General features: G+C 68.0%; 31 protein-coding genes and 1 pseudogene. 21 read left to right on the top strand and 11 right to left on the bottom strand.

The genetic code is table 11. The features are described from left to right. Positions 1–37 precede the first annotated feature (37 nt). On the bottom strand, positions 38–178 hold the full coding sequence (locus NNY25_RS01015; RefSeq protein WP_265569498.1) for a hypothetical protein: 141 nt from the start codon (positions 176–178) through the stop codon (positions 38–40). A 171-nt stretch (positions 179–349) separates the two neighbouring features. On the opposite strand from NNY25_RS01015, the gene rpmG reads away from it, so the two are divergent. After that, positions 350–517, top strand: coding sequence for a 50S ribosomal protein L33 (rpmG, locus tag NNY25_RS01010; protein ID WP_037498456.1), 168 nt, complete (start codon positions 350–352; stop codon positions 515–517). Between the two features lie 130 nt (positions 518–647). Here the strand turns inward: rpmG and NNY25_RS01005 are convergent. Next, positions 648–995, bottom strand: a pseudogene (locus NNY25_RS01005) (response regulator); the annotation flags it as partial. A gap of 54 nt (positions 996–1,049) precedes the next feature. On the opposite strand from NNY25_RS01005, the gene NNY25_RS01000 reads away from it, so the two are divergent. The 6 genes from NNY25_RS01000 (at position 1,050) to NNY25_RS00975 (ending at position 4,964) form a co-directional block, all read left to right on the top strand. After that, on the top strand, positions 1,050–1,316 hold the full coding sequence (locus tag NNY25_RS01000; RefSeq protein ID WP_265569496.1) for a DUF3572 family protein: 267 nt from the start codon (positions 1,050–1,052) through the stop codon (positions 1,314–1,316). Then, a complete protein-coding gene (locus NNY25_RS00995) occupies positions 1,313–1,927 on the top strand; it encodes an HAD family hydrolase (RefSeq protein ID WP_265569495.1) in 615 nt (204 codons plus the stop codon). Before NNY25_RS01000 ends, NNY25_RS00995 begins: the two co-directional genes overlap by 4 nt. After that, complete coding sequence (locus tag NNY25_RS00990) at positions 1,924–2,667, top strand: SDR family NAD(P)-dependent oxidoreductase (RefSeq protein ID WP_265569494.1); 744 nt, start codon at positions 1,924–1,926, stop codon at positions 2,665–2,667. Before NNY25_RS00995 ends, NNY25_RS00990 begins: the two co-directional genes overlap by 4 nt. A 15-nt stretch (positions 2,668–2,682) precedes the next feature. Continuing rightward, the gene (locus NNY25_RS00985) at positions 2,683–3,144 is read left to right on the top strand and encodes a RidA family protein (RefSeq protein ID WP_265569493.1); all 462 of its coding nucleotides are present in this window, start codon (positions 2,683–2,685) and stop codon (positions 3,142–3,144) included. Between the two features lie 70 nt (positions 3,145–3,214). After that, the gene (locus NNY25_RS00980) at positions 3,215–3,844 is read left to right on the top strand and encodes a glycerophosphodiester phosphodiesterase family protein (protein WP_420854297.1); all 630 of its coding nucleotides are present in this window, start codon (positions 3,215–3,217) and stop codon (positions 3,842–3,844) included. After that, complete coding sequence (locus NNY25_RS00975; RefSeq protein WP_265569491.1) at positions 3,822–4,964, top strand: GNAT family N-acetyltransferase; 1,143 nt, start codon at positions 3,822–3,824, stop codon at positions 4,962–4,964. The genes NNY25_RS00980 and NNY25_RS00975 overlap by 23 nt, the downstream gene beginning before the upstream one ends. Here NNY25_RS00975 and NNY25_RS00970 read toward each other — a convergent pair. Then, positions 4,937–5,857, bottom strand: a complete 921-nt coding sequence (locus tag NNY25_RS00970) for an isoaspartyl peptidase/L-asparaginase family protein (protein WP_265569490.1) — start codon at positions 5,855–5,857, stop codon at positions 4,937–4,939. The two genes, NNY25_RS00975 and NNY25_RS00970, sit on opposite strands and share 28 nt — an antisense overlap. A gap of 89 nt (positions 5,858–5,946) precedes the next feature. Here NNY25_RS00970 and NNY25_RS00965 point away from each other — a divergent pair, with 89 nt between their 5' ends. The 5 genes from NNY25_RS00965 to NNY25_RS00945 all read left to right on the top strand — a co-directional run bounded on the left by NNY25_RS00965 (position 5,947) and on the right by NNY25_RS00945 (position 8,412). Continuing rightward, positions 5,947–6,849 (top strand): SPFH domain-containing protein, encoded by a 903-nt coding sequence (locus NNY25_RS00965; protein WP_265569489.1) that lies wholly within the window; start codon positions 5,947–5,949, stop codon positions 6,847–6,849. A 22-nt stretch (positions 6,850–6,871) separates the two neighbouring features. Then, entirely contained in the window at positions 6,872–7,069 is a 198-nt protein-coding gene (locus NNY25_RS00960; protein ID WP_265569488.1) for a type II toxin-antitoxin system antitoxin, read from the top strand. Between the two features lie 139 nt (positions 7,070–7,208). Then, positions 7,209–7,418, top strand: coding sequence for a hypothetical protein (locus tag NNY25_RS00955; protein ID WP_265569487.1), 210 nt, complete (start codon positions 7,209–7,211; stop codon positions 7,416–7,418). Then, positions 7,418–7,666, top strand: a complete 249-nt coding sequence (locus tag NNY25_RS00950) for a hypothetical protein (protein ID WP_265569486.1) — start codon at positions 7,418–7,420, stop codon at positions 7,664–7,666. The genes NNY25_RS00955 and NNY25_RS00950 overlap by 1 nt, the downstream gene beginning before the upstream one ends. Beyond that, positions 7,663–8,412 (top strand): CPBP family intramembrane glutamic endopeptidase, encoded by a 750-nt coding sequence (locus NNY25_RS00945; RefSeq protein ID WP_265569485.1) that lies wholly within the window; start codon positions 7,663–7,665, stop codon positions 8,410–8,412. The genes NNY25_RS00950 and NNY25_RS00945 overlap by 4 nt, the downstream gene beginning before the upstream one ends. On the opposite strand, the gene NNY25_RS00940 is transcribed toward NNY25_RS00945, so the two are convergent. Together NNY25_RS00940 and NNY25_RS00935 are read right to left on the bottom strand one after the other, a co-directional pair. Continuing rightward, entirely contained in the window at positions 8,409–9,305 is an 897-nt protein-coding gene (locus NNY25_RS00940) for a S1/P1 nuclease (protein ID WP_265569484.1), read from the bottom strand. The genes NNY25_RS00945 and NNY25_RS00940 overlap by 4 nt on opposite strands. Positions 9,306–9,342: 37 nt before the next feature. Continuing rightward, positions 9,343–10,008 carry an SDR family oxidoreductase gene (locus NNY25_RS00935; protein WP_265569483.1) on the bottom strand — a complete coding sequence of 222 codons (666 nt, stop codon included), beginning with the start codon at positions 10,006–10,008 and terminating at the stop codon, positions 9,343–9,345. A 76-nt stretch (positions 10,009–10,084) separates the two neighbouring features. Here NNY25_RS00935 and ispG point away from each other — a divergent pair, with 76 nt between their 5' ends. From ispG to NNY25_RS00915, 4 genes are read left to right on the top strand one after another with little or no spacing between them, the layout of a single operon-like run. Then, positions 10,085–11,218 (top strand): flavodoxin-dependent (E)-4-hydroxy-3-methylbut-2-enyl-diphosphate synthase, encoded by a 1,134-nt coding sequence (gene ispG / locus NNY25_RS00930; RefSeq protein WP_265569482.1) that lies wholly within the window; start codon positions 10,085–10,087, stop codon positions 11,216–11,218. Beyond that, complete coding sequence (locus NNY25_RS00925; protein ID WP_265569481.1) at positions 11,219–12,628, top strand: NAD(P)-binding protein; 1,410 nt, start codon at positions 11,219–11,221, stop codon at positions 12,626–12,628. It abuts the gene before it with no gap. Next, positions 12,625–13,518: a DMT family transporter gene (locus NNY25_RS00920; RefSeq protein WP_265569480.1), complete on the top strand. Its 894-nt coding sequence runs from the start codon at positions 12,625–12,627 to the stop codon at positions 13,516–13,518. Before NNY25_RS00925 ends, NNY25_RS00920 begins: the two co-directional genes overlap by 4 nt. Further along, complete coding sequence (locus tag NNY25_RS00915) at positions 13,518–13,832, top strand: DMT family transporter (RefSeq protein WP_265569479.1); 315 nt, start codon at positions 13,518–13,520, stop codon at positions 13,830–13,832. The genes NNY25_RS00920 and NNY25_RS00915 overlap by 1 nt, the downstream gene beginning before the upstream one ends. On the opposite strand, the gene NNY25_RS00910 is transcribed toward NNY25_RS00915, so the two are convergent. Continuing rightward, positions 13,829–15,349 (bottom strand): amidase, encoded by a 1,521-nt coding sequence (locus NNY25_RS00910; RefSeq protein ID WP_265569478.1) that lies wholly within the window; start codon positions 15,347–15,349, stop codon positions 13,829–13,831. The two genes, NNY25_RS00915 and NNY25_RS00910, sit on opposite strands and share 4 nt — an antisense overlap. A gap of 102 nt (positions 15,350–15,451) precedes the next feature. Here NNY25_RS00910 and NNY25_RS00905 point away from each other — a divergent pair, with 102 nt between their 5' ends. Continuing rightward, entirely contained in the window at positions 15,452–18,070 is a 2,619-nt protein-coding gene (locus NNY25_RS00905; RefSeq protein ID WP_265569477.1) for a TonB-dependent receptor, read from the top strand. Here NNY25_RS00905 and ppa read toward each other — a convergent pair. Continuing rightward, positions 18,067–18,600 carry an inorganic diphosphatase gene (gene ppa / locus NNY25_RS00900; protein ID WP_265569476.1) on the bottom strand — a complete coding sequence of 178 codons (534 nt, stop codon included), beginning with the start codon at positions 18,598–18,600 and terminating at the stop codon, positions 18,067–18,069. The two genes, NNY25_RS00905 and ppa, sit on opposite strands and share 4 nt — an antisense overlap. Positions 18,601–18,717: 117 nt before the next feature. On the opposite strand from ppa, the gene hisS reads away from it, so the two are divergent. The 4 genes from hisS to NNY25_RS00880 all read left to right on the top strand — a co-directional run bounded on the left by hisS (position 18,718) and on the right by NNY25_RS00880 (position 22,646). Next, positions 18,718–19,998 (top strand): histidine--tRNA ligase, encoded by a 1,281-nt coding sequence (gene hisS, locus NNY25_RS00895; RefSeq protein WP_265569475.1) that lies wholly within the window; start codon positions 18,718–18,720, stop codon positions 19,996–19,998. Then, positions 19,998–21,077 (top strand): peptide chain release factor 1, encoded by a 1,080-nt coding sequence (gene prfA, locus NNY25_RS00890; RefSeq protein WP_265569474.1) that lies wholly within the window; start codon positions 19,998–20,000, stop codon positions 21,075–21,077. Before hisS ends, prfA begins: the two co-directional genes overlap by 1 nt. After that, positions 21,074–21,895, top strand: coding sequence for a peptide chain release factor N(5)-glutamine methyltransferase (gene prmC / locus NNY25_RS00885; RefSeq protein ID WP_265569473.1), 822 nt, complete (start codon positions 21,074–21,076; stop codon positions 21,893–21,895). The genes prfA and prmC overlap by 4 nt, the downstream gene beginning before the upstream one ends. A gap of 229 nt (positions 21,896–22,124) precedes the next feature. Next, complete coding sequence (locus tag NNY25_RS00880; protein ID WP_265569472.1) at positions 22,125–22,646, top strand: DUF4167 domain-containing protein; 522 nt, start codon at positions 22,125–22,127, stop codon at positions 22,644–22,646. Here the strand turns inward: NNY25_RS00880 and NNY25_RS00875 are convergent. Genes NNY25_RS00875 through gspL form a run of 4 tightly spaced genes read right to left on the bottom strand, consistent with a single transcriptional unit; the run spans position 22,643 to position 25,630 of the window. Then, entirely contained in the window at positions 22,643–23,368 is a 726-nt protein-coding gene (locus NNY25_RS00875) for a prepilin peptidase (RefSeq protein WP_265569471.1), read from the bottom strand. The genes NNY25_RS00880 and NNY25_RS00875 overlap by 4 nt on opposite strands. Continuing rightward, complete coding sequence (gene gspN, locus NNY25_RS00870; RefSeq protein ID WP_265569470.1) at positions 23,365–24,075, bottom strand: type II secretion system protein N; 711 nt, start codon at positions 24,073–24,075, stop codon at positions 23,365–23,367. Before gspN ends, NNY25_RS00875 begins: the two co-directional genes overlap by 4 nt. Then, positions 24,072–24,548 carry a type II secretion system protein GspM gene (gene gspM / locus NNY25_RS00865; RefSeq protein ID WP_265569469.1) on the bottom strand — a complete coding sequence of 159 codons (477 nt, stop codon included), beginning with the start codon at positions 24,546–24,548 and terminating at the stop codon, positions 24,072–24,074. The genes gspN and gspM overlap by 4 nt, the downstream gene beginning before the upstream one ends. Continuing rightward, on the bottom strand, positions 24,545–25,630 hold the full coding sequence (gspL, locus tag NNY25_RS00860) for a type II secretion system protein GspL (RefSeq protein WP_265569468.1): 1,086 nt from the start codon (positions 25,628–25,630) through the stop codon (positions 24,545–24,547). Before gspL ends, gspM begins: the two co-directional genes overlap by 4 nt.

Raw genomic sequence — 25,630 nt, 5'->3', positions numbered from 1 at the left:
GGCGGGTTTCGATCAAAAACCCGATCAGAGTGAACGATCAGGCCGTCTCGAGGGCGCGCGCGATGCGGTCCATCGCCAGCGGGACGTCGCGTTCGCGACGGGCAAGGACGCGCGGCTGGCGGCGCGCGACATGCCGGTCGATGCGGCGGGTGAGGGTGGCAATCGATTCGCGTTTCATGACCGGCGGCCTCTTAGACTCAACACGCTGAAATCTCTCGCCTAAAATGGTTAACAGGGCGTCAATGGGCGCTCTTTCCTTGACAAGGGCAGCGGCAGCGGTCATGGAGCCGCGGTTTCCGGGCGGGCCCGAGTGCGCCGCCCCTATTTCATTTTTCGGGAAGTGTGAGAGATGGCCAAGCCGGCAACCGTCAAGATCAAGCTCGTCAGCACCGCCGACACCGGCTTTTTCTACGTGACGAAGAAGAACCCGCGTAACCAGACCGAGAAGATGTCGTTCCGCAAGTACGACCCGGTCGCGCGCAAGCACGTCGAGTTCAAGGAAGCCAAGATCAAGTAAGCGGACCTTCGTCCGTTTCCGCCGGGCCCTCGTCCGGCGTCCGGTCTTGCGATGAAGCGGCTCCCTCGCGGGGGCCGCTTTCGTCATGTCCGTCGTCTTCAAGACGGTCGGCCTCGATCGGGCCGTCCTCGAGCAGCCGGTCGACCGTCTCGACGAAGCGCACCACCGAGATCGGCTTTGACACGTACGCCTGCGCACCCGCGTTGCGGATACGCTCGTCGTCGCCCTCCCCCGCATAGGCGGTGACCGCCATGATCGGCACGCGGGCGAGCGGCGCCGCGTCCTCGCGGATGAGGCGCATCAGCTCCATCCCGTCGACATGGGGCAGTTGGATATCGGTGATGACGAGGTCGGGCGCGAACTCGCGCGCCGTCTCCAGCGCCTCGCGGCTGTCCACTACGGGGCGCGTGTCGTGACCGTGCGCCGTCAAGAGGTCGCAGAACAGCTTGATGTTGAGGGCATTGTCCTCGACAACCATGATCCTGGCCACTGACGCATTTCCCCCTTGAGGCACTCTAACCGGCAATAGGCTATGATCCCGCGCGATACAATCGAACCCGAATCGCTTGCGCTCAGGGCGCTGGCGGCAACCCTGGCCGACGAACGCCGCGCCGAGCGGTTGCTGACGCTGACCGGGCTCACGCCGGACGAGCTGCGCGCGAGGGCCGGCGAACCTTCGATGCTGGCCGCCTGCCTGGCTTTCCTCGAAGCGCACGAGCCAGACCTGCTCGCCGTCGCCGACGCGATCGGCGAGCGGCCCGAGGCGCTGGTCGCCGCGCGCGAGACACTCGAGCGATGAGCCGCCCGCTCCTCATAACCGACTGCGACGAGGTGCTGCTGCACATGGTGGCGCATTTCGACGCGTGGCTGGCCGAAGCCAAGGGCATCGACTTCGCCTTCGAGACCGGCGACTTCGGCGGATCGATGACCCGGCATGGGTCGGGTGATGCCGTTCCCAAAGAGGAGGTGATGCCGCTCCTCGGCGACTTCTTCGAGCAGGAGATGCATCGCCAGACGCTGGTTCCCGGGGCGCTGGAGGCGCTCGGGCGGATCGGCGAGATCGCCGACATTGTCATCCTCACCAATATTCCCGACGCCGCGCATCCCTGGCGGGTGGCGCAACTCGCCGGGCACGGCATCCGCCACGAGGTGATGTGCAATCGCGGCGGAAAGGGGCCGCCCGCTGCCGAACTGATCGCTCGCTACGGCGCCCCGCGCGCGGCGTTCGTCGACGATCTGGCGGTCCACCATCGTTCGGTGGCGGACCATGCCCCCGAGACCTGGCGGCTGCACATGGTCGCCGAACCGCGGCTTGCACCGGCGGTCGCCGATGCCGAACATGCGCACGCCCGGATCGATCACTGGGAGCGAGCGCTGCCGTGGTTGCTCGAAAGACTGGAGGACCAATGAAGACCGCATTCATCACCGGCGCGACCGCCGGGATCGGCGAGGCATGCGCGCGCAAATTCATCGCCGACGGCTGGCAGGTGGTCGGGACCGGGCGGCGCAAGGACCGGCTCGATGCACTGGCGCAGGAGCTCGGCGAAAAATTCCTGCCGATCGTCTCGGACATGCGCGACATCGAGGATCTCGGGCGGATCGTGCGGCAGCTTCCGGACGCGTTCGCGGGCATCGACCTGCTCGTCAACAATGCCGGGCTCGCCCCGCCGATGACCGATTTCCAGGACGCCGATCTCGACAAGCAGCTGAATGCGATGCGCACCAACATGGACGGGCTGGTCGCGATCACGCGCCACCTGCTGCCGACGCTGATCGAGCGCAAGGGCGCGATCGTCAATCTCGCCTCGGTCGCGGGCAGCTATCCCTACCGCGGCGGCGCGGTCTACGGCGCGACCAAGGCGTTCCTCACCCAGTTCTCGCTCTCGCTGCGCTCGGACCTGCACGGCACCGGCGTGCGCGTCACCTCGATCGAGCCGGGCATGGTCGAGACCGAGTTCACGATCGTGCGCACCGAGGGCAATCGCCAGGCGTCCGAACAACTTTATGCCGACATGAACCCGATGACGGCCGGGGATATCGCGAACACGATTCACTGGGTCGCGACCCAGCCCGCCCATCTCAACATCAACCGGCTCGAGCTGATGCCGACCAGCCAGAGCTTCGCGGGCTTTTCGGTCCACCGCGACTAGGCTAGGAGGCGCGCCATGAGCATCGAAGAAAAGCTTGCCGGAAAAGGCATCACCCTTCCCGTGGCCGCCGCGCCGGTCGCCTCCTACCTTCCCGCGGTCGAGGCCGGGGGCTTCCTCCATATCTCGGGCCAGATCTCGATGCGCGAGGACAAGAGCCTCATCACCGGCACGCTCGGCGAGGATCTCGACGTCGACGCGGGGATCGCGGCGGCGCGCCGCTGCGGCATCATGCTGCTCGCGCAGATGAAGGCCGCGCTCGGCTCGCTCGACCGGGTCGAGCGGGTGGTGAAGCTCGGCGGCTTCGTCAACTCGGCCGATGATTTCACCGACCAGCCCAAGGTCGTGAATGGCGCGTCCGACCTGATGTTCGAGGCGTTCGGCGAGGCCGGGCGTCACGCGCGCTCGGCGGTCGGCGTCAACACGCTCCCCCTCGGCGTCGCGGTCGAGGTCGATGCGATCGTCAAGATCAGGGACTGATCCCCTCGATCCCGGGCCGTGGGGCTTTGCGCACCGCGGCCTGCACGACGACACGCGTCCCGAAAACAGCATGGCGGCGTTCGAGGCCGCGATCGCGCTCGGCGCGGGGATCGAATGCGATCTCCAGCTTGCCGGATGCGGGACGCCGATGGTGTTCCACGACCGCGACGGGCTGCGCCTGTGCGGCGAGAAGATGCGCGTGGCACAGGCCGACGCCGGCACGATCGGGCGCTGGCGACTGAAGGGCGGTGAGGAGCGCGTGCCGACGCTCGCCGCGATGCTCGACATGGTCGGCGGCCGCGTCCCGATCCTGCTCGAGCTGAAGGAAGAGCACCGCAACGGCGAGCGCATCGCCGCGGCGACGCTGGCCGCGATCGCCGGCTATGACGGGCCGGTCGGGCTGATGAGTTTTTCGGCGCGCGCCATCCGCTTCGTACGCGAGGCGGCGCCCGAGGTCCGGCGCGGACTGGTCCTGTCCGACCGTGACGTCCCGCTGCGGCGCTGGGACAAGGTGCGGCGCGCGAAGCCGCAATTCCTCGCCGCCAAGGTCGCCATCCTGTCGGCGCCTTGGGTGCACCGCTTGCGCGAGGAGATGCCGGTCTACAGCTGGACCGCGCGCTCGCCAGGGGATCTTGCCGAGGTGGAACGCTACGCCGATGCCCCCATATGGGAAGGCGATGGCCGACCAGGACCCGCCTAGCGCCCGCATCGAGACGGGCATCGCCGACATCGACGCGGCGCAGTGGGACGCGCTTGCCGGCCCGCGCGATCCGTTCGCGAGCCACGCCTTCCTCGCGCTGCTCGAGACCTCTGGGAGCGTCGGCGAGGGAACCGGCTGGTCGAGCGCGCCGATCCTCGTCGAGCAAGGCGGCAAGACAATCGGCGCCGTGCCGACCTATCTCAAGAGCCACAGCCAGGGCGAATATGTGTTCGACCACGGCTGGGCCGACGCATTCGAGCGCGCGGGCGGGCGCTATTACCCCAAGTTGTTGGGCGCGATCCCCTTCACGCCCTGCCCGGGGCCGCGGCTGTTGGGCGCGCACAAGGCGATGACGCTCGCCGCGATGGAGACGGTGACCGTCGAGAACGGCCTGTCGGGCGCGCATCTCAACTTCGTCGAAGCCGAGGATGTCGCTGCCGCCAGGGCGCGCGGCTGGTTGGTGCGAGACGGGCTGCAATTCCACTGGAAGAACCGCGGCTACGCCGACTTCGACGACTTCCTCGCCTCACTCACCAGCCGCCGCCGCAAGACGATCCGCAAGGAACGCGCGCGGGCGATGGACGGGCTGAGCGTCGAGACATTGCGCGGCGCCGAGATCGACGCTCAGGCCGCGGACGCGATGTGGGCCTTTTATCAGGACACGGGTAGCCGCAAGTGGGGGAGGCCTTACCTCACCCGCGATTTCTTCGAGCGGATGGTGGAGGCGCTGGGCGACCGGCTGCTGCTGTTCCTCGCACGCGACGAGGCGGGAATTCCCGTTGCGGGCGCGCTCAACGTGGTGGGCGAGGATACGCTCTACGGCCGCTACTGGGGCTGCATCGAGGAGCGGCCCTTCCTCCATTTCGAGCTGAGCTATTACCGCGCGCTCGACTGGGCGATCGCGCATGGCATCGCGACGGTGCAGGCGGGCGCGCAGGGCGAGCACAAAGTCGTGCGCGGCTACGAGCCGGTGATCACCCGCTCGGTGCACTTCCTGCCCGATCCGGGCTTTCGGGAGGCCGTCGCGAAATTTCTCGAGGGCGAGCGCGCCGCGGTGCGGGAGGAAGCCCGCTATTACGAGGGAATGCTCCCTTATTCGTCGCCGAACACGGAGACCTGACGCGCGCGCGTCGAGCCAACCGCGGCGCGGTACATGGCCGGGGTGGTAAAACTCCATGCCGCCTCGCCGCCGGGGCGTACCGCGATGAGGCCGCCCGAGCCGCCCATGTCGGCAATTTCGGCCAGCACGGCGTCGAGCGTTTGCTGCAAGCCTTCGCCGCAATAGCGAAGGCGTGCGCACACCTCGTGTGCAGCGGCCGTGCGGATGAAGATTTCGCCCAGACCCGTCGCGGAGACCGCGGCCGCGCGGTCGTCGGCGTAGGTGCCCGCGCCGATCAGCGGCGAATCGCCGATCCGGCCCCAGCGCTTGGCGGTCAGCCCGCCGGTCGAGGTGGCTGCGGCGACATGGCCCGCTTCATCGACCGCGACCGCGCCGATCGTCCCGTACTTGATTTCGGCATCGAACGCCTCGCTGCCCCTGGCGAGCAGTTCGTCGAGCTGGCGGCGGCGCTCGGGGGTGACGAACCAGGTGTTGGGGACCTGTTCGAGTCCCTGTTCGAGCGCGAATTCCTCCGCCCCGCCGCGCCCCATCAGCACGTGCGGGCTGTTTTCGAGCACGCGCCGCGCAGCGGTGATCGGGGCGCGCGTGGTGCGCAGCCCCGCGACCGCGCCCGCGCGGCGCTTCTCGCCCTCCATGATCGCGGCGTCGCATTCGACGTGCCCGTCATGCGCGAGCACGCTGCCGCGCCCGGCGTTGAAGGCAGGGTCTTCTTCGAGCACGCGTGCCGCCGCCTCGACCGCGTCGAGCGCGCTGCCGCCTTGGGACAGGATCGCCTCGCCTGCGGAGAGCGCTTCGTCGAGCCCGGTGCGCGCCGCCTCTTCCTGCGCGGGGTCGAGCTTGCCGCGGCGCATCGATCCCGCGCCGCCGTGAATCATCAGGGTCCATCCGGTCATCACCCGCCCGTAGCGACGTTTCGCGTCCGAATCCAGTTGACACCCGTATCGAAACGATATTAATCTGATATCAGATAAGGAGACATGAAATGACCGACCATGCCGTGATGCTCAACGCGAGCAACGAGCGCCCTGCCTCGACGGGAAGCGGCTATCCGATGCTTTTGGTGCTGCTGCTCCTGGGCGTCCTTCAATTCTGGCTGGTGAGCCGGCTGGCGACCGATGCGGTCGCGCCGTCGTTCGTGACGGTCGCGCCGGTCATCGTGACCCCGATCCTGTTCCTGTTCGCGGCTGCCGGCTTCTACATGCTGCAGCCCAACCAGGCCGCGGTGATCACCCTGTTCGGCAGCTACAAGGGCACTGACCGCAAGGACGGGCTGCGCTGGGTATTGCCTTGGCTGATGCGCCACAAGCTGTCGGTGCGCGCGCACAACTTCATCTCGGACAAGATCAAGGTGAACGACCTGCGCGGCAACCCGATCGAGATGGCGGCACAGATCGTGTGGCGCGTGGTGGACAGCGCGCAGGCGACCTTCGATGTCGACGACTACAAGGAGTTCGTCCGCGTCCAGGTTGAGGCAGCGATCCGCACCATCGGCGCGCGCTACCCCTATGACGACTTCGAGCATCAGGACGTGACCCTTCGCGGCCATATCGAGGAAGTCGGGGTCGAGCTGTTGAAGGAACTGCGCGAGCGGCTCGTGGTCGCGGGAATCACCGTCGACGAATGCGGCTTCACCCACCTCGCCTATGCGCAGGAAATCGCCGGCGCGATGCTCCGCCGCCAGCAGGCGCAGGCAGTCGTCGCGGCCCGCCAGACCCTCGTCGAGGGCGCGGTCGGGATGGTCGAGATGGCGTTGTCGCAACTGTCCGAAAAGGATGTCGTCGAACTTGACGACGAGCGCCGCGCGGCGATGGTGTCGAACCTGATGGTCGTCCTGTGCGGCGAGCGCGACACCCAGCCCGTGGTCAACGCTGGCAGCCTCTACTGAGGCGCCGGTAGGCGAGCGGCCGATGACCAAGCGCAAGGCCTTTCCACTCCGCGTCGATCCCGGCCTGTGGGCCGCGGTCGAGCGGCTGGCGGCGACCGAGCTCCGCTCGGCCAATGCCGAGGTGGAAATCCTGCTGCGCGAGGCACTGAAGGCGCGGGGGATCAAGCTCGATCCCCCGGGTCCGCCGGTCAAGCGCGGACGGCCCAGGAAGGAGGGTTGAGATGATGTTGATGCACCACCTGATGAAGAATGCCTCGCCCGAAAAGAAGCGCCTGCTGTTCGCCATTTATGGCGGCCTCCTGACGCTCGGGCTGGCGCTGTTCTTCGCTTACGTGATCTAAGGCCGCGAGGGAAAGGCCATGAATGCTCCTTGGTTCGAGAAGCGCAAATACGGGATGGGCGTGCGGCCCGTTTCGGCCCCCGGCTGGTTCGCGTCGATCGCGCTGATCGGCGGCCTCGTCGCGGTGCAGCAGCTGCTGCTCCCGCAGTCGCAGAGCAAGGCGATCGCGGTCGGCGTCGTCCTCGTCCTGTGCTTTCTCTCGCTGGTCATCGCCAAGACGCGTCGCTGATGGCGGACTGGTTCTATGCGAAGCGATATGGGGTGGGTGCGAGCCTTCCTTGCGCCTGGCAGGGCTGGGTGGTGCTGATCGCCTTTCTAGTCGTCATGTTCGGCTCGGCCTGGCTGTTTGCCGAGACGCGCCCGGTGCTTTTCATCGCCATCCTCGCGATGGTCGTGCCCGCCTTCATCTTCATCGTCTGGCGCACCACCAAGGGCGGGTGGAAAATGCGCATGGGCAAGGACGAGGACACGCTATGACCGATATCAGGCAGGTTTCGCCCTTCGCGCTGGCCGCATTGCTGTTCGCGCTGGGGCTGCTCGGCATCCTCTCGATGCTGACCATGCCCGCGCCGATCGCCAAGCCCGAGGGGCTCAAGGTGAGCGATGCGCTGTTCAAGGCGCTGCTGCTGGTCAACCCGACCATCCTGCTCGCACTGGCGGTCGCGCTGGGCACACCGGCAGCGCGGGCGGCTGGGCTGGAGGCGCCGCTCCTCTCCTCGATCCTGGCGCGCGCGAACCCGGGACCGGTCCTGCCCGCGATCGCAAGGCCCGCCGCGCTCGGCGCGGCCGCGACGGCGGTGGTGATGATTGCCTACGGCGCCTTTACCGCCTCGCAGGGCCTCATCTCCGAGGAAGTCGCCCGGACCGCCGGGCCCAACCTCCTCGTACGCCTGCTCTATGGCGGGATGACCGAGGAAATCCTGCTGCGCTGGGGCGTCATGTCGATCCTCGCCTGGGTGCTGACCCGGCTCGGCATACGTCCGGTCTTCTACTGGATCGCCATTATCGGCGCGGCCTTGCTGTTCGCAGCAGGCCACCTGCCGTTCCTCTACAGCGTCCAGCCCGACGCCGCGCCGATGCTGGTCGCCGCCGTTCTGGTCGGTAACGCCATTCCCGGCGCGCTCTTCGGCTGGCTGTTCTGGAAGCGCGGGATCGAAGCGGCGATGCTCGCCCATGCGGGCGGGCACTTCCTCGCCTGGGGCGCCGGGCTGCTCCTCGCCTAGAAGCGGCGGTAGGCGGGCGCCTTGCCTTCGAGGATGGCGTCGTCGAGGAGGCGTGCGAGACGCTTGCCGCCGCGCGCCACGTTAAGGCGCGCCACCGGGATCAGCCGCTGGACCTCCTCCTCGCTCAAGGTCGGACGATTGTCATCGTCGACCTCCTCGCACGGGTCGCGGCCGAGCAGGCTCGGATAGGCGGTCGTGCGCGCCTGTTCCCACATCTGGCGGCTCCACGCGACGACATCGACCGGCTCGACCGCTTCCTGTTCCACCTCGCCAATCGCCGACAGCAGCCCGTCGACGCCGCGCGGCGGGGTCGAGATGGCGCGTTCGGCGAGATAGCCGTCCCAGATGCTGTGCAGGTTGGTGCGCCCGCCGATCAGGCCGTAATTGCCTGCCACCCGGTTGCCGCCAAGGTCGCCATGGTCGCTCGCGTGGAGCGGCTGGTGGAGGTCGCCGACGAAGTGGACGAGAAAGGCGAGCGCTTCGAGGCGGACGCGGTCGGGCAGGTCGCGATCGGCGAGCAGGCGGGCGTTGCGCTCGATCTGCGCGGCGACGCAATTGCCGTCCTTGCAGGGGGCTGCGAGGTCGAACGGCGCGCAGATTTCGACATTCTGATAGTGCCACGAATAGGCGTAGGCATAGCGGTCGCCGAGCGGCTTGACGCAATCGGGCCAGACCGAGGCTTCCTCAAGCGTCGAGGCGCTGCAGGTCGGGGTTTCGAGCAGCCCGTCGCGCTTCATCAGGCGCGCAAGCTCGGCGCGCGTTTCGGGCTGGATTGTCGCCCAGGCGATCTCGGCGACGGTCTCGTGACCATATTCCCAGTATGCGCGCGCGGGCGCGGCAAGGACGAGGAACGCGGCGGCGAGCAGCGCCAGCAGGCGGGTCGGATTCGGCATGGCGCTTCTCTAGCCCGCTTTTTGCGGTGCGCCAGCCCTACCAGGCGATCGGCTGCCCGTCATAGGTGACGAAACGGCCGCTATTGTCGCTGCTTGTCTCCGCGATCCGTTCGCGCAGGCCGGCCACGCTGGTGGCGACGTCGATCAGCGCATTCTCGCCGCCCATTTCGGTCTGGACCCAGCCGGGATGGAGAATCACGGTCGAGATGCCGCGCGGGGCCAGCTCGATCTCGAGGCATTTAAACGCCATGTTCGCGGCGGTCTTGGAACTCCGGTACATCACGATCCCGCCGCCCGAATTGTCGTCGATCGAGCCGACCTTGGATGACATCAGGGCGATGACCTTCCTCTCGGATGCCGCGACATTGTCGGCAAGGGCCTGGCTCAGCAGCGTCGGCGCGATGGTGTTGACGAGGAAACTCCTCTGCCACGCTTCGACCGAAGGTGGCCCGCCGTCGAGAATGCCGGCATTGTTGAGGAGGACGTCGACCGGGCGGTCACCGACCGCGTCCACGAAGGCGCTCCGCGAAGCCTCGTCGGTCACATCTAGCCGATGCGCCTCGACCCCGTCGATGGCCGAGAGCATCGCGAGGTCCCCGTCGCTTCGTGCGGTCGCGATCACGTCCCAGCCTTCGCCTGCATAGGCCTCGGCCAGCCCCTTCCCGATCCCGCGGCTGGCTCCGGTGATGACGATGCTGGGCATGGGGCTCTCCTGTCTTTCTCCCCCAATGATCGACAGCGACTTTAGTTCGTCACCGAGCGCGCCTATATCGGTGCCCATGTCGGACATTCGCCCCTGGCGCACCATCGAGCGCCGCCAATCCCGCCAGATCATGGTCGGCTCCGTTCCCGTCGGAGGCGATGCGCCGATTAGCGTGCAGACGATGACCAACACGCCGACCTCGGACGCAAAGGCGACGATCGACCAGATCCGCCGCTGCGAGGAAGCCGGCGCCGACATCATCCGCGTGTCCTGCCCCGACACGGACAGCACCGCCGCGATGCCCGAGATCGTGCGTGCTGCGAACGTACCGATCGTCGCCGACATCCATTTCCACTACAAGCGCGCGCTCGAAGCCGCTGACGCGGGGGCTGCGTGTCTGCGCATCAATCCCGGCAATATCGGCTCGGACGAGCGGGTGAAGGAAGTCATCGCGGCGGCCAAGGCCAATGGCTGCGCGATCCGCATCGGGGTCAACGCGGGCAGCCTCGAGAAGGACCTGCTCGAGAAATATGGCGAGCCCTGCCCCGACGCGCTGGTCGAAAGCGCGCTCGATCATATCCGCATTCTCCAGGACCACGACTTCCACGACTTCAAGGTCGCGGTGAAGGCGAGTGACCTGATGATGGCGGTCGCGGCCTATTCGGACCTCGCCTCGCAGGTCGACTGCCCGCTGCATCTCGGCATCACCGAGGCCGGCGGGCTGATCGGCGGGACGGTCAAGAGCGCGATCGGCATCGGCTCGCTGCTGTGGGCGGGTATCGGCGACACGATCCGCGTCTCGCTGTCGGCCGAGCCCGAAGAGGAAGTCCGCGTCGGCTTCGAGATTTTGAAGGCGCTGGGCCTTCGCTCGCGCGGGGTGCGCGTCGTCTCCTGCCCGAGCTGCGCGCGCCAGGGTTTCGACGTGATCCGCACCGTCCAGACGCTCGAGGAGCGCCTCCAGCACATCAAGACGCCGATGAGCCTTTCGGTGCTCGGCTGCGTGGTCAACGGGCCGGGCGAAGCGCGCGAGACCGATATCGGCATCACCGGCGGCGGCAACGGCAAGCACATGGTCTATCTCTCCGGACTGACCGACCATCACGTGCAGGACGCCGACATGGTCGATCACATCGTCGCGCTGGTCGAAAAGAAGGCCGCCGAGATCGAGGCCGGGATGACCGACGCGGGCACGCCGGAAGCGGCGGAGTAGTTGGCCGGGCTCCAAACCGACTATTGCATCATCGGGGCCGGGGCCTCGGGCCTCGCCTTTGCCGACACGCTGCTCGCGCAGGACCCGGCCGCCGACATCGTCATCATCGACAATCATGCGCGCCCCGGCGGACATTGGAACGACGCCTACAGCTTCGTCACGCTCCACCAGCCGTCGGCATTCTACGGTGTCAATTCGCTCGAGCTCTGCGACGGCGAAGTGGATCGGGACGGGCTCAACAAGGGATTGCTCGGTCTCGCTTCCGGATCAGAAGTATCAGTCTATTTCGAGAAGGTCATGACGAGGCGCCTGCTGCCGTCGGGGCGGGTGCGCTACTTCCCCAGCCACGAATGGCTCGGCGAAGGGCGCTTCCGTTCGATCCTGACGGGCGAGGAGAAGGACATCGCGGTCCGGCGCGCCCTCGTCGATTCCACCTATTACGGCACCACCGTCCCTTCGACCCACACGCCTCGGTTCGACGTGGAAGAAGGGGCGCGCATGGTGCCGCCCAACGCGCTTCCTCACCTCTGGAAGGAAGGCGAGAATGCGCCGCGCGCCTTCGTCGTCCTCGGGGGCGGCAAGACCGCGATCGACACGGTTCTCTGGCTCCTCCAGTCGGGCGTCGAAGCCCCGGCGATCACCTGGGTGCGTCCCCGCGACAGCTGGTTGTTCAATCGTTCCAGGATGCAGCCGGGAATGGACTTCTTCGAACAGGTATTCGAAGGCCAAGCCGACTGGCTCGAGGCGATCGCGGCGGCCAGCGATCCGGACGACCTGTTCGAACGGCTGGAAGCGGTCGACTACATGCTGCGGATCGACCCCGATCATCGGCCCTCGATGTTTCATTATGCGACCAGCTCGCCCGCCGAAGTGGCACTCGCGCGCACCGTCGAGAACGTCGTGCGCCGCGGTCACGTCCGCTCAATCGGAAAGGGGCGGATGACGTTCGACGATGGTGACAGCGCCGTGCCGGACGGCGCCTTGTTCATCGATTGCACGGCAACCGCCGTCACGCGCCGCCCGCCGGTGCCGCTGTGGGCGGACGGCCGGATCACGCTGCAGATGATCCGCATTCCCCAGCCCGCGTTCAGCGCCGCACTCACCGCCTTCATCGAGGCCAACTACACGGAGGACGAGAAGAAGAACGCGCTCGCACGTCCGATCCCGCTGCCCGATGGCCTCGACCAGTATGCCCTCGCGACGATGGTCAACATGCTCAACCAGAAGGCCTGGAACGAGGAAGAGAAGATCGGGCGCTTCCTGGTCGACTCCCGGCTCGACGGCTTTGCGAAGACGGTCGCGGCGGTGGCACCTGACGACACGGCCCGGATGGCGATCCTCAAGCGGATGCGTGCCGCCTCCAAGCCCGCCTTTGCCAACCTGATGCGACTGGTGCAGGCCACGACGTGAGCGCGGTCCAGTCCCCGCTGCGCGCCTATTCGGGCGCCATCATCGCGATCGGCTTCCTGTCGGCCATGGACGCGGCAATGAAGGAGGTCAGCCTCGAGGCGGGCGCCCTGTCCGCCCTGTCGTGGCGCGCCCTCATCGCGATCCCGCTGGTCGGCGCGGCCTACCTCATGACCCGCAAGGGCTGGCCCGAGCGCGCAACCATGCGACTCCATCTCGTGCGCGGCATCATGATGGTGCCGATGAGCTTCACCTTCTTCTGGGGCCTGACCTACGTGCCGATGGCGCAGGCGATCGCGCTGGCCTTCATCGCGCCGCTGCTCGCCGCGATCCTCGCCGGCCCGCTCTTGGGCGAGCAGGTCGGCAAGCGCATCCTCGGCGGGTCCGGGCTCGCCTTCCTCGGCGTTGCCACCATCCTGTTCGGCCAGACGCAGGCAGATCTCGGGCGCGAGGCGCTGCTCGGCGGCCTGTCGATCCTCCTCTCGGCGACGCTCTACGCGTTCAACATGCTGCTGATGCGCAAGCAGTCCCAGCGCGCCGGGCCGATCGAGATCGCCTTCTACTATTTCGCGATCGCGGGCGCAGGTTTCTGGCTTGTCTCGCTGGTCGCGGGCGTTCCCGCCTTTCCCGCCGCGTCGGTGCGGGCACTACTCGTGGCGACCGGCCTGTCGATCGCGGGAATGCTCGGGCTGGCCTGGGCCTATGCACGCGCCGAGGCGAGCTACCTTTCGACCAGCGAATATTCGGGGTTCCTGTGGGCCGCCTTGTTCGGTTTCCTGGTCTTTTCCGAAGTGCCTTCGCCGTGGACCGTCGCGGGGGCGGTGGCGATCGTCGTGGGATGCTGGATCGCGGCGCGGCCCGAACCCGCCGACCACCCGATGGAAGCCGCGTGATGGCCTGGGTCCTGCTTGTGCTCGGCGGCCTGTTCGAGGTCGGGTTCACCACCACGTTGCGCTATGTCGACGGGTTCAGGAACCTGCCTTGGACGCTCGCCTTCCTGGTCTCGGTCGCGCTCAGCATGGCGCTGCTCGAGCGGGCGGCGCGGACCATCCCGATGGGCACCGCCTACGCGGTATGGGGCGGGATCGGTGCGATCGGCACAGTCGTCGTCGGCATCGCCTTCTACGACGAGCCGGGCACGACGGTGCGGTTGCTCCTCATCCTCGGCATCGTCGCGTGCATCGCGGGGCTGAAGCTGACCGCCTAGGGCTTTGCCAGCAGCGGAACGAACAGCGGGTTGGCCATCACGCTGGGATAGAATTGCGGCGTGGGCAGCGCGGGACGCGCCTGTTCGTAGGCGTGGCCGAGGGCGAGAATGCGCGCGTCGGTCCACTTGGCGCCCATGAAGCTGAGGCCGACCGGCAGGCCCTTGGTCGTTCCCATCGGGACGGTGAGGTGCGGATAGCCTGCCCACGCCGCGATGTAGCCCGCCCCGCCGCCATGCCAGCTGTCGCCATGGACATGATCGATCAGCATTGCTGGCGCGGTCGTCGGGAAGATCAGGGCCTCGACGCCGTTGGCCTTGAGGAGCCGGTCGATGCCGTCCGGCCCCGACCAGGCAAGATTCTTCTCGAGGCCGGCGAGATAGTCGGGGTCGTCGATGCGGGTCTTATCCGCCTTTTCGAAGATCGATTGGTCGAACACGGCGAGCTCGCGAGGGTCGGCCTTGTTGAAGGCAATGAGGTCGGCAAGCGTGCGCGTCTTCACCGCTGAAGGCGTCGAGGCGAGATACTTGTTCAGCCCGTCGCGGAATTCGACGAGAAGGATGTTGTAGCTGATCTCGTCAGCAAGCGGCTCCGCGCCGATCTCGGCGATGGGCACAAGGATCGCGCCCTGCCGCTCCAGCTGGGCCTTGGCGGCTGCGAACGCCTCGTCGGTGCCGAAGCCCGTCGCGAAGTCGAGCACCCCGAGACGCACGCCCTTAAGGCTCGCGCCGTCGAGCCCGGCGACGAAGGTGCCGCGAAACTTGTCGGTTCCGACCGTTGCTTTGTCGGCCGGGTCGCTCCCCGCGATCGCATCCATCACGGCCGCCGCCTGATAGACGGTCCTGGTCATCGGGCCGGCCGTGTCCTGCGTGACGCTGATCGGGACGATGTGAGTGCGGCTGACCATGCCGACCGAGGGCTTGAACCCGACGATGCCGTTCATCGCGGCGGGACAGGTGATCGAACCGTTGGTCTCGGTGCCGATGGCGACGTCGACGATTCCCGCGGCGACCGCGGCGCCCGAGCCGCTCGACGAGCCGCAGGGCGAACGGTCGAGCGCGTGGGGATTGTAGGTCTGGCCGCCCACCGCGCTCCAGCCGCTGTTCGAATTCTCGGACCGGAAATTGGCCCATTCCGACAGGTTGGTCTTGCCCAGGATCACCGCGCCCGCATCGCGCAGGCCCGCCACCAGCGGGCTGTCGCGATCGGTCACATTGTCCTTGAGCGCGAGGCTGCCCGCGGTCGTCGGGAGCGGGCCCCTGGCTTCGATATTGTCCTTGAGCAGGACCGGCACGCCGACCAGCGGGCCGCTCTCGCCCGAACGGTCGATGGCGCGGGCCTGCTCGATCGCGGTCGGGTCGAGCGCGATGATGGCGTTGATCCTGGGTTCGATCGCGGCTGCGCGCGACAGCGCGGCGGCGGTTTCGCGTTCGGCGTTGCCGGGCGCGTGCTGCGCGGCATCGAGCGGCTGGGTGGCGCATCCCGCTAGCAGGAAGGCGGCAAACAGGGTAAGGCGCATCGTTGTTCCCCCAAGATCGTTTGCGATGGTCCAGCCATTGCAGGTTCAGGCGCGTCGCGCCAGTTCGGTGAGGGCGATTTCGTCCGATGTCAGGGGTTCTCGATGCGTAGTTCCGTCTTTCTCGGCTGCTCCAGCCTTGCCGCCATCGCCCTTGCCGGCAGTGTGCAGGCGCAAACCGCGCAGTCCGATGACGGCGTGCGCGTGGAGCGCGAAGGGGGCGAGGAGACGATCATCGTCGAAGCCCCGCGCGGCTCGGTGCCGGGCCAGATCGAGCCCGAATACGTCCTCGACGCGCGCGACGTGATGGCGACGGGCGCGACCAGCATCGAGGAGTTGCTCGACGCGCTGTCGCCCCAGATCGGCAGCGTGCGCGGCGGCGGCGGGGGCCGTCCGGTCATCCTGATCGAGGGTCGACGCGTGTCGGGCTGGCGCGAACTGCGCGACCTTCCGCCCGAGGCGATCGAGCGGGTCGACATCCTGCCCGAGGAAGTCGCGCTCCAATACGGATACAAGCCCGACCAGCGCGTGGTGAACTTCGTGCTGCGCGAGCGGTTCAATTCGACCACGCTCCAGCTCGAGGGGCGCGGCGCGACGCGCGGCGGGCGCGCGGGCGGCGAGATCGACATCGACCGGCTGATCCTGCGCGGCGGCACGCGCACAAGCATCGCCTTCGACGCCGAGCATGACGGCATGCTGCGCGAGGACGAACGCGACATCCTGCTCGTGCCGGTCGGCACCGTTCCCGATGCCACCGACCCGCGGCCGTATCGCTCGCTGCTCCCCAACCGCGAGCGTTACCGCCTCAACGCGACCCATCGCCGTCCGCTCGGCGACAAGGGGCTGAGCGTCAATCTCGGGCTCGAGCAGAACGATACCGCCTCGCTGTTCGGCGCGCCCGTGGTCGGGCTCGACCTGCCTGCGGACAGCCCCTTCGCGGACCCGCCGGGCGCGGAAACCAGCGTGCTGCGCCTCGTCGGCACCGACCCGCTCGGCCGCCGCTCGCGCTCGCGCGAGGCGCAGGTCGCTGCCGCGTTGACCAGTGAGCCGGGCGACTGGCGCTGGTCGATGACCGCCAACATGGGAATCGCCGATGCGACCAGCCGCCGCGACCGCGGCGCCGACCTTTCGGCATTGCAGGACGCGATCGACCTGCTCGACCCGGAAGCCGATCCGCTCGGCGACTTCGGCGCGCCGCCTTCACTCCCGGTCGATGAAAGTTATTCGCTGACCCGTACCGCCGGGATCGACGCGCTCGTCAACGGCACGCTGGCCGATACCGATGCCGGCGCGATCACCCTGACCCTGAAGGGCGAAGCGGGCATGCTCGACTTCCGATCGAAATCGATCCGCGACGGGGCGAGCGATCCCGATACCGACCTGTTCCGTCGCCGCCTGAACGCGGCTTCGAGCCTCGAACTCCCGCTGTTGTCGCGCGATTCGGGCGTCGGCAAGCTCGCGCTCAACGCCAATGCGGGGATCGAATCGCTGTCCGACTTCGGCGAACTGACCAGTTTCGGCGGCGGTTTCGCGTGGGGCCCGACCAAGCGGCTCGACCTGATCGGCAGCTGGGGGCGCGAGGAAATCGCGCCGACGCTGACCCAGCTGGGAGACCCGCGCCTCGCCGAACCGCTCACCCGCTTCTTCGACTTCACCACCGGCGAGACGGTGCTGCTGACCGCGATCAGCGGCGGCAACCCGGACCTCCGCGCCGAGGAGCGCGACGTCGCCAAGCTGGCTGCCAACTGGTCGATCCCGGCGAAGAACGACCTCTCGCTGCGTGTCGAATATGTGCGCGAACGCATCGCCAACCCGGTCGCGCGCTTCCCTGCCGCGAGCGAGGCGATCGAAAGTGCGTTTCCCGATCGCTTCGTGCGCGATGGGGAGGGCCGCCTGGTCGCGGTCGACCTGACGCCCGTCAACTACGATTCGCAGCGGCGCGACCAGTTGCGCTGGGGACTAGACTTTTCGAAGAGCCTCAAGACCAAGCCACCGAGCGCCGAGGCGATCGGTCGTTTTCGCGAGCGGTTCCGCCAGCGCCGCGACGAGGGGCAGGCGCCACCCCCGCCCGATGGCGAGCAGCAGCAACAGGCGCCGCAGGGCCAGCAGCCAGCGTCCGAAACGCCCCCGCCCGAACGGCAGCAGGGCCAGCGCGGCCCGCGCCGCGGCGGCGGCGGGCGCTTCGGTGGCGGACAGGGAGGCCGGCTGTTCGGCAGCGTCTTCCATACGGTAACGCTCGCGGACGATGTCACCATCGCACCGGGACTGCCGCGGCTCGACTATCTCGGCGGCGAAGCGCTCAGCGGCTTCGGCGGGCGTTCGCGGCACGAAGTGACCGTTCAGGGCGGGCGCTACAATAACGGGCTGGGCTTACGCGTTACCGCCAACTGGCGCAGCGCGACGAGCGTCGACAGCGGCGACGGCACGCTCGATTTCTCATCCTATTCGAAGGTCGACCTGCGTGCCTGGCTCAACCTCACCGAGCGCTTCGACACGCTGTCGAAAAAGCCATGGTTGGCGGGCACCAGCCTGCGCCTTGCCGTCGACAACCTCTTAGACCAGCGGCCCAAGGTGACCGGGCCGGACGGCGATGTGCCGCTCGGCTACCAGCCGGCCCTGCTCGAGCCGGCGGGTCGCACCGTGTCGATTTCGATCCGCAAGATCTTCGTGCCGCGCAGCTTCTTCCGCGACATGCGCCGCGAGCGGATGCAGGGCGGCAGCTAGGCCTTCTTGTCGGCTTTCGCGATCGCGTCGCGCACGACCTGGTAGGCATCCTCGCGCCCGCCCCAGCGGCCGATCCGCACCCACTTCTCCTTCTCGAGATCCTTGTAGTGGGTGAAGAAGTGCTCGATCTGCTCGACCACGATCGGGGGAAGGTCGGTATAGTCCTCGACGTCCTTGTAATAGGGCGAGACCTTGGTCACCGGCACCGCGAGCAACTTCTCGTCGCCACCCGCCTCGTCCTCGAGATGGAGCACGCCCACGGGCCGCGCGGCGATGACCGTGCCGGGCAGCAGCGCCCAACGGCTCATCACGAGGCAGTCCAAGGGATCGCCATCGTCGCACAGCGTTTGCGGGATGAATCCGTAATTGCACGGATAACGCATCGGCGTGTGGAGGATACGGTCGACGAAGATCGTCTCGGACGCCTTGTCGAACTCGTATTTGACCGGCTCGCCGCCGATCGGCACCTCGATGAACACGTTCAGGCTTTCCGGCGGGTTCTTGCCGGGAGGAATCAGGTCGAGTTTCATGATGGCGCGGCCCTTAAGCCCATGGACGCCAACCGAAAAGCCCTAATCGTGCCGGGGGCGCGCCGACACAAAGCCCTTTATTGCCCGCCTAGGGTTGGCTAAGCGCCCCGTTGAACCATGAGCAAAGCCGCCAAAATCCGGTCCATCAAGGGCACCCAGAGCCTGTATGGCGAAGAAGCCGACCGCTTCCACGCGGTGGTCGAGGCGTTCGACCGTGTGCGCCGTCTCTACGGCTTCAAGCGGATCGAGGTGCCGGTGATCGAGCAGACTGCGGTGTTCGCGCGCACCATGGGCGAGACCACCGACGTCGTCTCGAAGGAGATGTGGAGCTTCGAGAGCCGCTCGGAAGGCTCGGTCACGCTCAGGCCCGAATTCACCGCGGGCATCGCGCGCGCCTATCTGTCCGAAGGCTGGCAGATGCACGCGCCGATGAAGGTTGCGGTGCACGGCCCCGCCTTCCGCTACGAGCGGCCCCAGAAGGGTCGCTACCGGCAGTTCCACCAGCTCGATGCCGAGATCATCGGGTCGCCGGATCCGCTCGCCGATGTCGAACTGCTCGCCTTCGGGGCGCAGCTGCTCGACGAACTGGGCATCGGCGGCGTGACGCTCAAGCTCAACACGCTCGGCGATCCCGAGAGCCGCGAACAATGGCGCGCGGCGCTGGTCGACTATTTCTCCTCGCACCGCGCCGAGCTCAGCGAGGACAGCCGGGAACGGCTCGAGAAGAACCCGCTACGCATTCTCGATTCAAAGGATCCACGCGACAAGGCGTTCGTCGCCGATGCGCCGAAAATGCAGCTGTCGGGCGAAGCCGAGGACTTTTTCGGCCGGGTCCGCGCCGGGCTCGATGCGTCGGGGATCGCCTACGAGCTCGACCCGCACCTCGTGCGCGGGCTCGACTATTACCGCCATACGGCGTTCGAATTCGTCACCGACCGGCTCGGCGCGCAGGGCACCGTGCTGGCGGGCGGGCGCTATGACGGGCTGATCGAGGCACTCGGCGGATCGCACACGCCCGCGGTCGGCTGGGCGGCCGGCATCGAACGGCTCGGCATGCTGATCGACACGCCCGTGCCCGACGCGATCGACGCGGCGATCATCCCGATGGGCGAGGCGGCGATGGCGATGGCGACGGGGATCGCGGCCGACCTACGCCGCGCCCATTTTGCGACCGAGATCCTCGGCTCGGGCAAGATGAAGAAGCGCATGGCGCGCGCCGACGAGGCAGGTGCGCTGGCGGCCATCATCATCGGCGACGAGGAAGTCGAGAAGGGCGAGGTGCAGTTCAAGGCACTGGGCAGCGGCGAACAGCGCGCGCTCGGGCCGCGCGAACTGGTCGGCCCGCTCATGGAACTGGTCGGCGAGCGCATCGAACGCGATCTCGGGGGCGTTAGCTGATGGCCCAGATCTCGCTTGAACGGATCACCTCGATCGAGGCGAAGAAGCACGAGCTTGCCGAAGCGATGGCCGCGGCCGATCTCGATCCGCAGGACTTCGTGCGCCTGTCGAAGGAATATGCCGAGATCGAGCCGGTCGCAGAGGCCGCGCGCGAAGTGCGCCGCCTGCGCGCCGAACGCGAATCGCTCAAGGAAATGACGCGCGACGCGGACGAGGAAATGCGCGCCATGGCCGAGGAAGAACTCGCGGCGATCGAGAAGAAGCTTCCCGATGCCGAACGCGATCTCGCGGTCAAGCTGCTGCCCAAGGATGCGGCAGACCAGCGCGCCGCGATGCTCGAGGTGCGCGCCGGGACAGGCGGCGACGAGGCGGCCCTGTTCGCGGGCGACCTGCTCCGCATGTACCAGCGCTATGCCGAGCTGCAGGGCTGGAAGTTCGAGCTGATCAACGCGTCGGCCTCGGACGTCGGCGGCTACAAGGAAGCGGTCGCCTCGATCAACGGATCGGGCGTGTTCGCCAAGCTGAAGTTCGAGAGCGGGGTGCACCGCGTCCAACGCGTGCCCGCGACCGAGAGCGGCGGGCGCATCCACACGTCGGCAGCGACGGTCGCAGTGCTTCCCGAGGCCGAGGAAGTGGACGTCCAGATCGAGGAAAAGGACCTGCGCATCGACGTCTATCGCTCGTCTGGGCCGGGAGGACAGTCGGTCAACACGACCGACAGCGCGGTGCGCATCACCCATCTTCCCACCGGCATCGTGGTCACCCAGCAGGACGAGAAGTCGCAGCACAAGAACAAGGCCAAGGCCATGAAGGTCCTGCGCACCCGCCTGTACGAACACGAGCGTGCCAAGGTCGACGCCGAGCGGTCGGGCGCGCGCAAGTCGATGGTCGGGTCGGGCGACCGGTCCGAGCGGATCCGCACCTACAACTTCCCGCAGGGACGCGTCACCGATCACCGAATCAACCTGACGCTCCACAAGCTCGAGGCGATCCTCGAAGGGTCGGGACTCGAAGAACTGGTCGAGGCGCTGATCGGCGAGGACGAGGCACAGCGGCTCGCGGGCCTCGACGAGGAATGATCGCCCGCGCGCTCGCCGAGGCGGCGGCCGCGCTTGCAGGCGTTTCCGACACGCCGCGGCTCGATGCCGAACTGCTGATGGCGCATGCGCTGGGGATCACTCGCGAACGGCTCTTGCTTGTTCCCCCCGCCGCGGTGCCTGGCGGGTTCGCGGCGCTGGTCGAACGACGCGCCACGGGCGAGCCGCTCGCCTACATCACGGGAACCCGCGATTTCTGGACGATCGACCTCGTGGTCGGACCGGGCGCGCTGATCCCCCGTCCCGACAGCGAGACGCTGATCGAGGCAGCGCTGGCAGCGTTCCGGGAAAGTGACGGGCCGACGCGGATCCTGGACCTCGGCACGGGACCGGGCACATTGCTGCTCGCGGCCCTGGCCGAGTGGCCCGCGGCCTCGGGGCTGGGGATCGATCGCTCGCCCGACGCGCTCGCCTTCGCGAGGCGCAACGCCGAGCGCTTGGGCATGGCCGAACGCGCCGAGCTTCGTATCGGGCAGTGGGGGCGCGAGGTCGCAGAGCGGTTCGACCTCGTTCTGTGCAATCCGCCGTACGTCGCCGAGGACGCGCAAACCGGGCCCGGCGTGGCCGAATTCGAACCGTCGGGCGCGCTGTTCGCCGGTAAGGACGGGCTCGACGACTACCGGATCATCGTGCCGCAATTGCGTGAATTGTTGACGCAAAATGGGGTCGCGATCCTCGAAATCGGGCACGACCAGGCTCGATCCGTCGCGGATTTGCTGCGAAAAGAGGGGCTTGACCCAGTGTTGCACAAAGACCTCGCCGGACGTCCTCGCGCCCTCTCGGTCCGCCGATCCGGTTGAAAAGGCTTGGATTCGCCGGTTGCAATCGCTACACAGGCGTCAGGAACAGGGCCGATTGGCGTGGGCAACGGCGAACGCCCCTGGTTCCGAACTCCCGATCGAAGGCAGGAACGCGGCGCCCATCCCGGCGCGTGTCATGGCCCCGAAGGGAGTGTGTGCGAGGCCGGTGGCCCCTTGCCCCGGCCGTGTCCGACGCTGGTTGCCGGCGTCCATGCAAGGGACGGGATTTTTGATCAACAATCGTCAGAGCCGCCGTCGCGGCCGTGGTGGGGGACAGCGGAGCCCCGGTGGAAACCGGCAGGACAACCGCCAGCGCGGGAATGCCGCGCAGCTTCTCGAAAAATACAAGGGCCTCGCGCGCGACGCCCAGATGTCGGGCGACCGCGTCCAGGCCGAGTATTATCTCCAGTTCGCGGATCATTATTTCCGCGTGCTCGAGGATCATCGTTCCAAGCAGGACGACCAGCAGGGCCAGCGCCCGAACAAGTCGCGCCGCCAGGACGACGAGGACGGCGACGACGGCATGGACGAAGCGGTCCAGCAGGACGAGAAGCCCAAGCGCCAGCGCCGCACGAAGTCGGACGAGCCCGAGGGCGAGGCCAAGCCGCGCCGCCGCAAGGCCAACGGTTCGGACGGCGAGACGATCGCTGCCGACGTGCTGCCGCCGTCGATCGGCGGGGACGATGCGGACGAGAAGCCGCGCCGCCGCCGCCGCAAGGCCGACGACGATGGCGAAAGCGCTGCCGCCTAAGGCAGCGCCAGCCCGAATGCGATGACGAGACCGGCAGCGCCGAGCGCGCTGCCGAACGGATAGGGCCGGTCGCGATCCTTCGCATCGCCGAGCAGCAGGACGAGGGCGAGGCTCGTCCCGGCAGCGACCAGCAGCAGCGGCGGCAACGCCCACCAGCCGACCCATAGGCCGAGCGCACCGAGCAGTTTGGGATCGCCCGCGCCCATGCCGTCCTTGCCGCGCAGCCGCTTGAACGCGGCGGCGAGCAGCCACAGCGCCGCAAAGCCCGCAGCGCCGCCGATCAGCCGATCCACCAGCGATACGCCTGTGGCCAGACCGCCCAGCGCCATCCCCGCGACGGCGAGAAGCGCAACGAGCCGGTTGGGCAGCCACAGATGCTTGAAGTCGAGCCAGACGAGCGGGATCAGCAGCCAACCCATCGTCGCCAGCGCAAGCGCCTGCGGAAGCGGCGCCAGAAGCGCGGCGGCGCCGCCGATGAACGCGGCAGCCAGTTCGATCCACAAATGGTCGCGCGCGATTGGCTCGCCGCAATGGCGGCAGCGCCCTCTGGACAGGGCAAAACTCAGGATCGGCACGAGATCGAGGGGGCCGAGCGGCCTTTGGCATGCATCGCAGGCCGAGCGACCGGCGAGCGCGCTGCGGCCCTCGGGCCAGCGGAGCGTCACGGTGGCAAGAAAACTGCCGAGGATCGCGCCGAGCAGGAGCCCCGCGAGAACGATCATCGCGCGGGCGGGCGCATCCGCAGCACGTAGCGGCCGCCTTCCTCCACGAAGCCTGCGCCTTGGAGCGTTACCGCCATGGCGGGACTGGCGCCCTCGACCGCAATCTCGGCCTCGATGTCACCCTCCGCCGTCGCGGCGAGCAGCAAATGGTGACCGCCGCGCGGGGTCGACAGGGTGGCGAGCGCACGGCCGTCCTCGCCGCATGCAAGCTCGCCGTCGAGCGGGCCGTTGAGGATCGCCGACACGCCTGCCGTCGGGAGCGCGACGATGCGGCCCTTGGCTTCGGCGCAGCGTCCGTCCTTGAACAGGAGGTCGACCTCCTCGAGCGTCAGTGCCTCGACCGGAAGCGGTGCGAACAGGCGCGCGACGCCCATGCGGCCCGAAAGCGATGCGACGCCTTCGCGCCCGCCGCCGACGATCAGTCGGCCCGACAACGGACCGTTGGAGTCCTCGAGCCGGGTTGCGCCGAGTTCGAAGCGACCGATGAGAAGCGGAAGCGGCGAGAGCGCGACGTCGAACGTGCCCAGGGCTTCGTCGCCCAGAGCGACATCGCCGATGCGCCCGGCCCACACGCTTCCACCGACCTGGCGGGCGCTCAGCGCGCTGGTCGGTCCGCTCGCGGCGTCGAGCGCGAGGCGGAGCGGGAAGAAGAGGACAAGGCCGAGCAGGAACAGGCCGGCCGTCCACAGGATCCAGCGCCGGGTCATCGCGCGCGGCTTTCGAGCGTGGCGGTGAGGGTCGCGCCCCCGTCCGGGCCGGGCGACAGGCTGACCGAGCTGACCGAAAGGCCGTCCTGCTCGAGCTGGCCGAGCCAGGCAAGCGCGGCTTCGGGGCGGGCTTGGTCGACCGCGATCTCGACCCCGCCCGAGGGGGCGTCGAGATTGCGCGAAAGGTCGAGGCCGCGCTGCGCGGCGCTGTCGGCCACGTACACGGACAGCGGCCCGTCGACGATCAGTGTCTTTCCCTCGGGAGCGCCCGCGCGCGCGGCGGCGAGGGCCGAAATCCGACCGTTCCGGTCGAGCGCCATGCGATAGTCGTCGAGCGCGTCCCGGTGGGCCGCGTCGAGCGGGCGCACGACCAGCAGCCAGACCAGGACGGGAAGCGCGATCGCGGCCAGGATGCCGAGCATCCACTGCTCGCGGCGGCTCCGGCCGCGCCACCAGTCGATCGCCGCACTCATCGGATTGCTCCCAGGTCGAGGTCGACGCTCGCCTGCCCGTTGCTCGAGGGGCCGGGGCGCGCGGCAACCTGCCAGCCATCGCGTTGCAACCGGTCGAGAAGGCGCTGGATCGCGGCCATGTCAGGCGCGGTGAGGCGCGCGGAGACAGTGCCGTTGGCGTAGCTCAGCTGGCTGGCGCGCACGATATTCTCCGATTCCATCGCGGCGTAGAGCGCACCGAACAGCGCGGGGCCGCCCGCCTGCGCGCCGCCTTCGCTGCGCAATGCCGCTTCGGCTTCGTCGATAGTGACCGGGCGTCCGAGCGAGGCAGATGCAATATCCGCCGCCTCCTCGTCGAGCGCGTCCGCCGCGAACGACCATTTGGCGATCTCCGCGATCGGAATGGCGAGCGCGAGCAGGACAATCACCCCGCCGAGGATCGCGAATTCACGCAGGCGCGAGAGGTCAGGACGCCAGCTACGGCGACGCGCGAACGGTCCGCTGCGCAGGTCGAGCGGAAGCGGGAAGGCGGAGCCTGCGATCAATGCATCTACGGCGGCCTGGTCGAGCCGCTCGACCGGCGCGTCGCCGCGAAGGGTCGCCGCAAGAGCCGGTTCGTCCAATATGGCGACGTGCTCGTTTGCGCTCATTTGCCAGTCGCCGAGCGAGAGGTCGCGCCAGGTTCCGTCCTGTGGGAGGAGCGAAGCGGCAGGAACGATATGGTCGAGGCCGACTCCGCAGCGTGCGGCCCAGTCGAGCCAGTCCTGCATGCGATCGCGCGCGACGACAGCGACGTGCGTGCCGCCCGCCACGGCATGGTTGGCCTCGAGGCCGCCGAGAGCTTCGCGGCGCGCATCGATCGCCGCCTTGCCGCGCATCTGCGGCGTCGTTGCTTCGGCATCGAGGGGAGAGAGACGGACCGCTCCGGGATCGGCGATCCCGACGACCGACGTCGGACCGGCCTCGCCGCGCTCGACTGCGCGAGGGAGCCAGCCGCTGTCGTTTCCGCTGGCGACGAGCCTGCCGTCCGCTACCAGCCACCAGGGCCGTACGGCTTCGGCCTCGCTCGGCCTTCGGGGAAGGGTGACGAATAGGATTCGCAT

Source organism: Sphingomicrobium nitratireducens (assembly GCF_026157035.1).
In the GTDB taxonomy this organism is placed as follows: domain Bacteria; phylum Pseudomonadota; class Alphaproteobacteria; order Sphingomonadales; family Sphingomonadaceae; genus Sphingomicrobium; species Sphingomicrobium nitratireducens.
The sequence above is the reverse complement of the archived record's forward strand: the minus strand, read 5'-3'. Positions and strand labels throughout refer to the sequence as shown.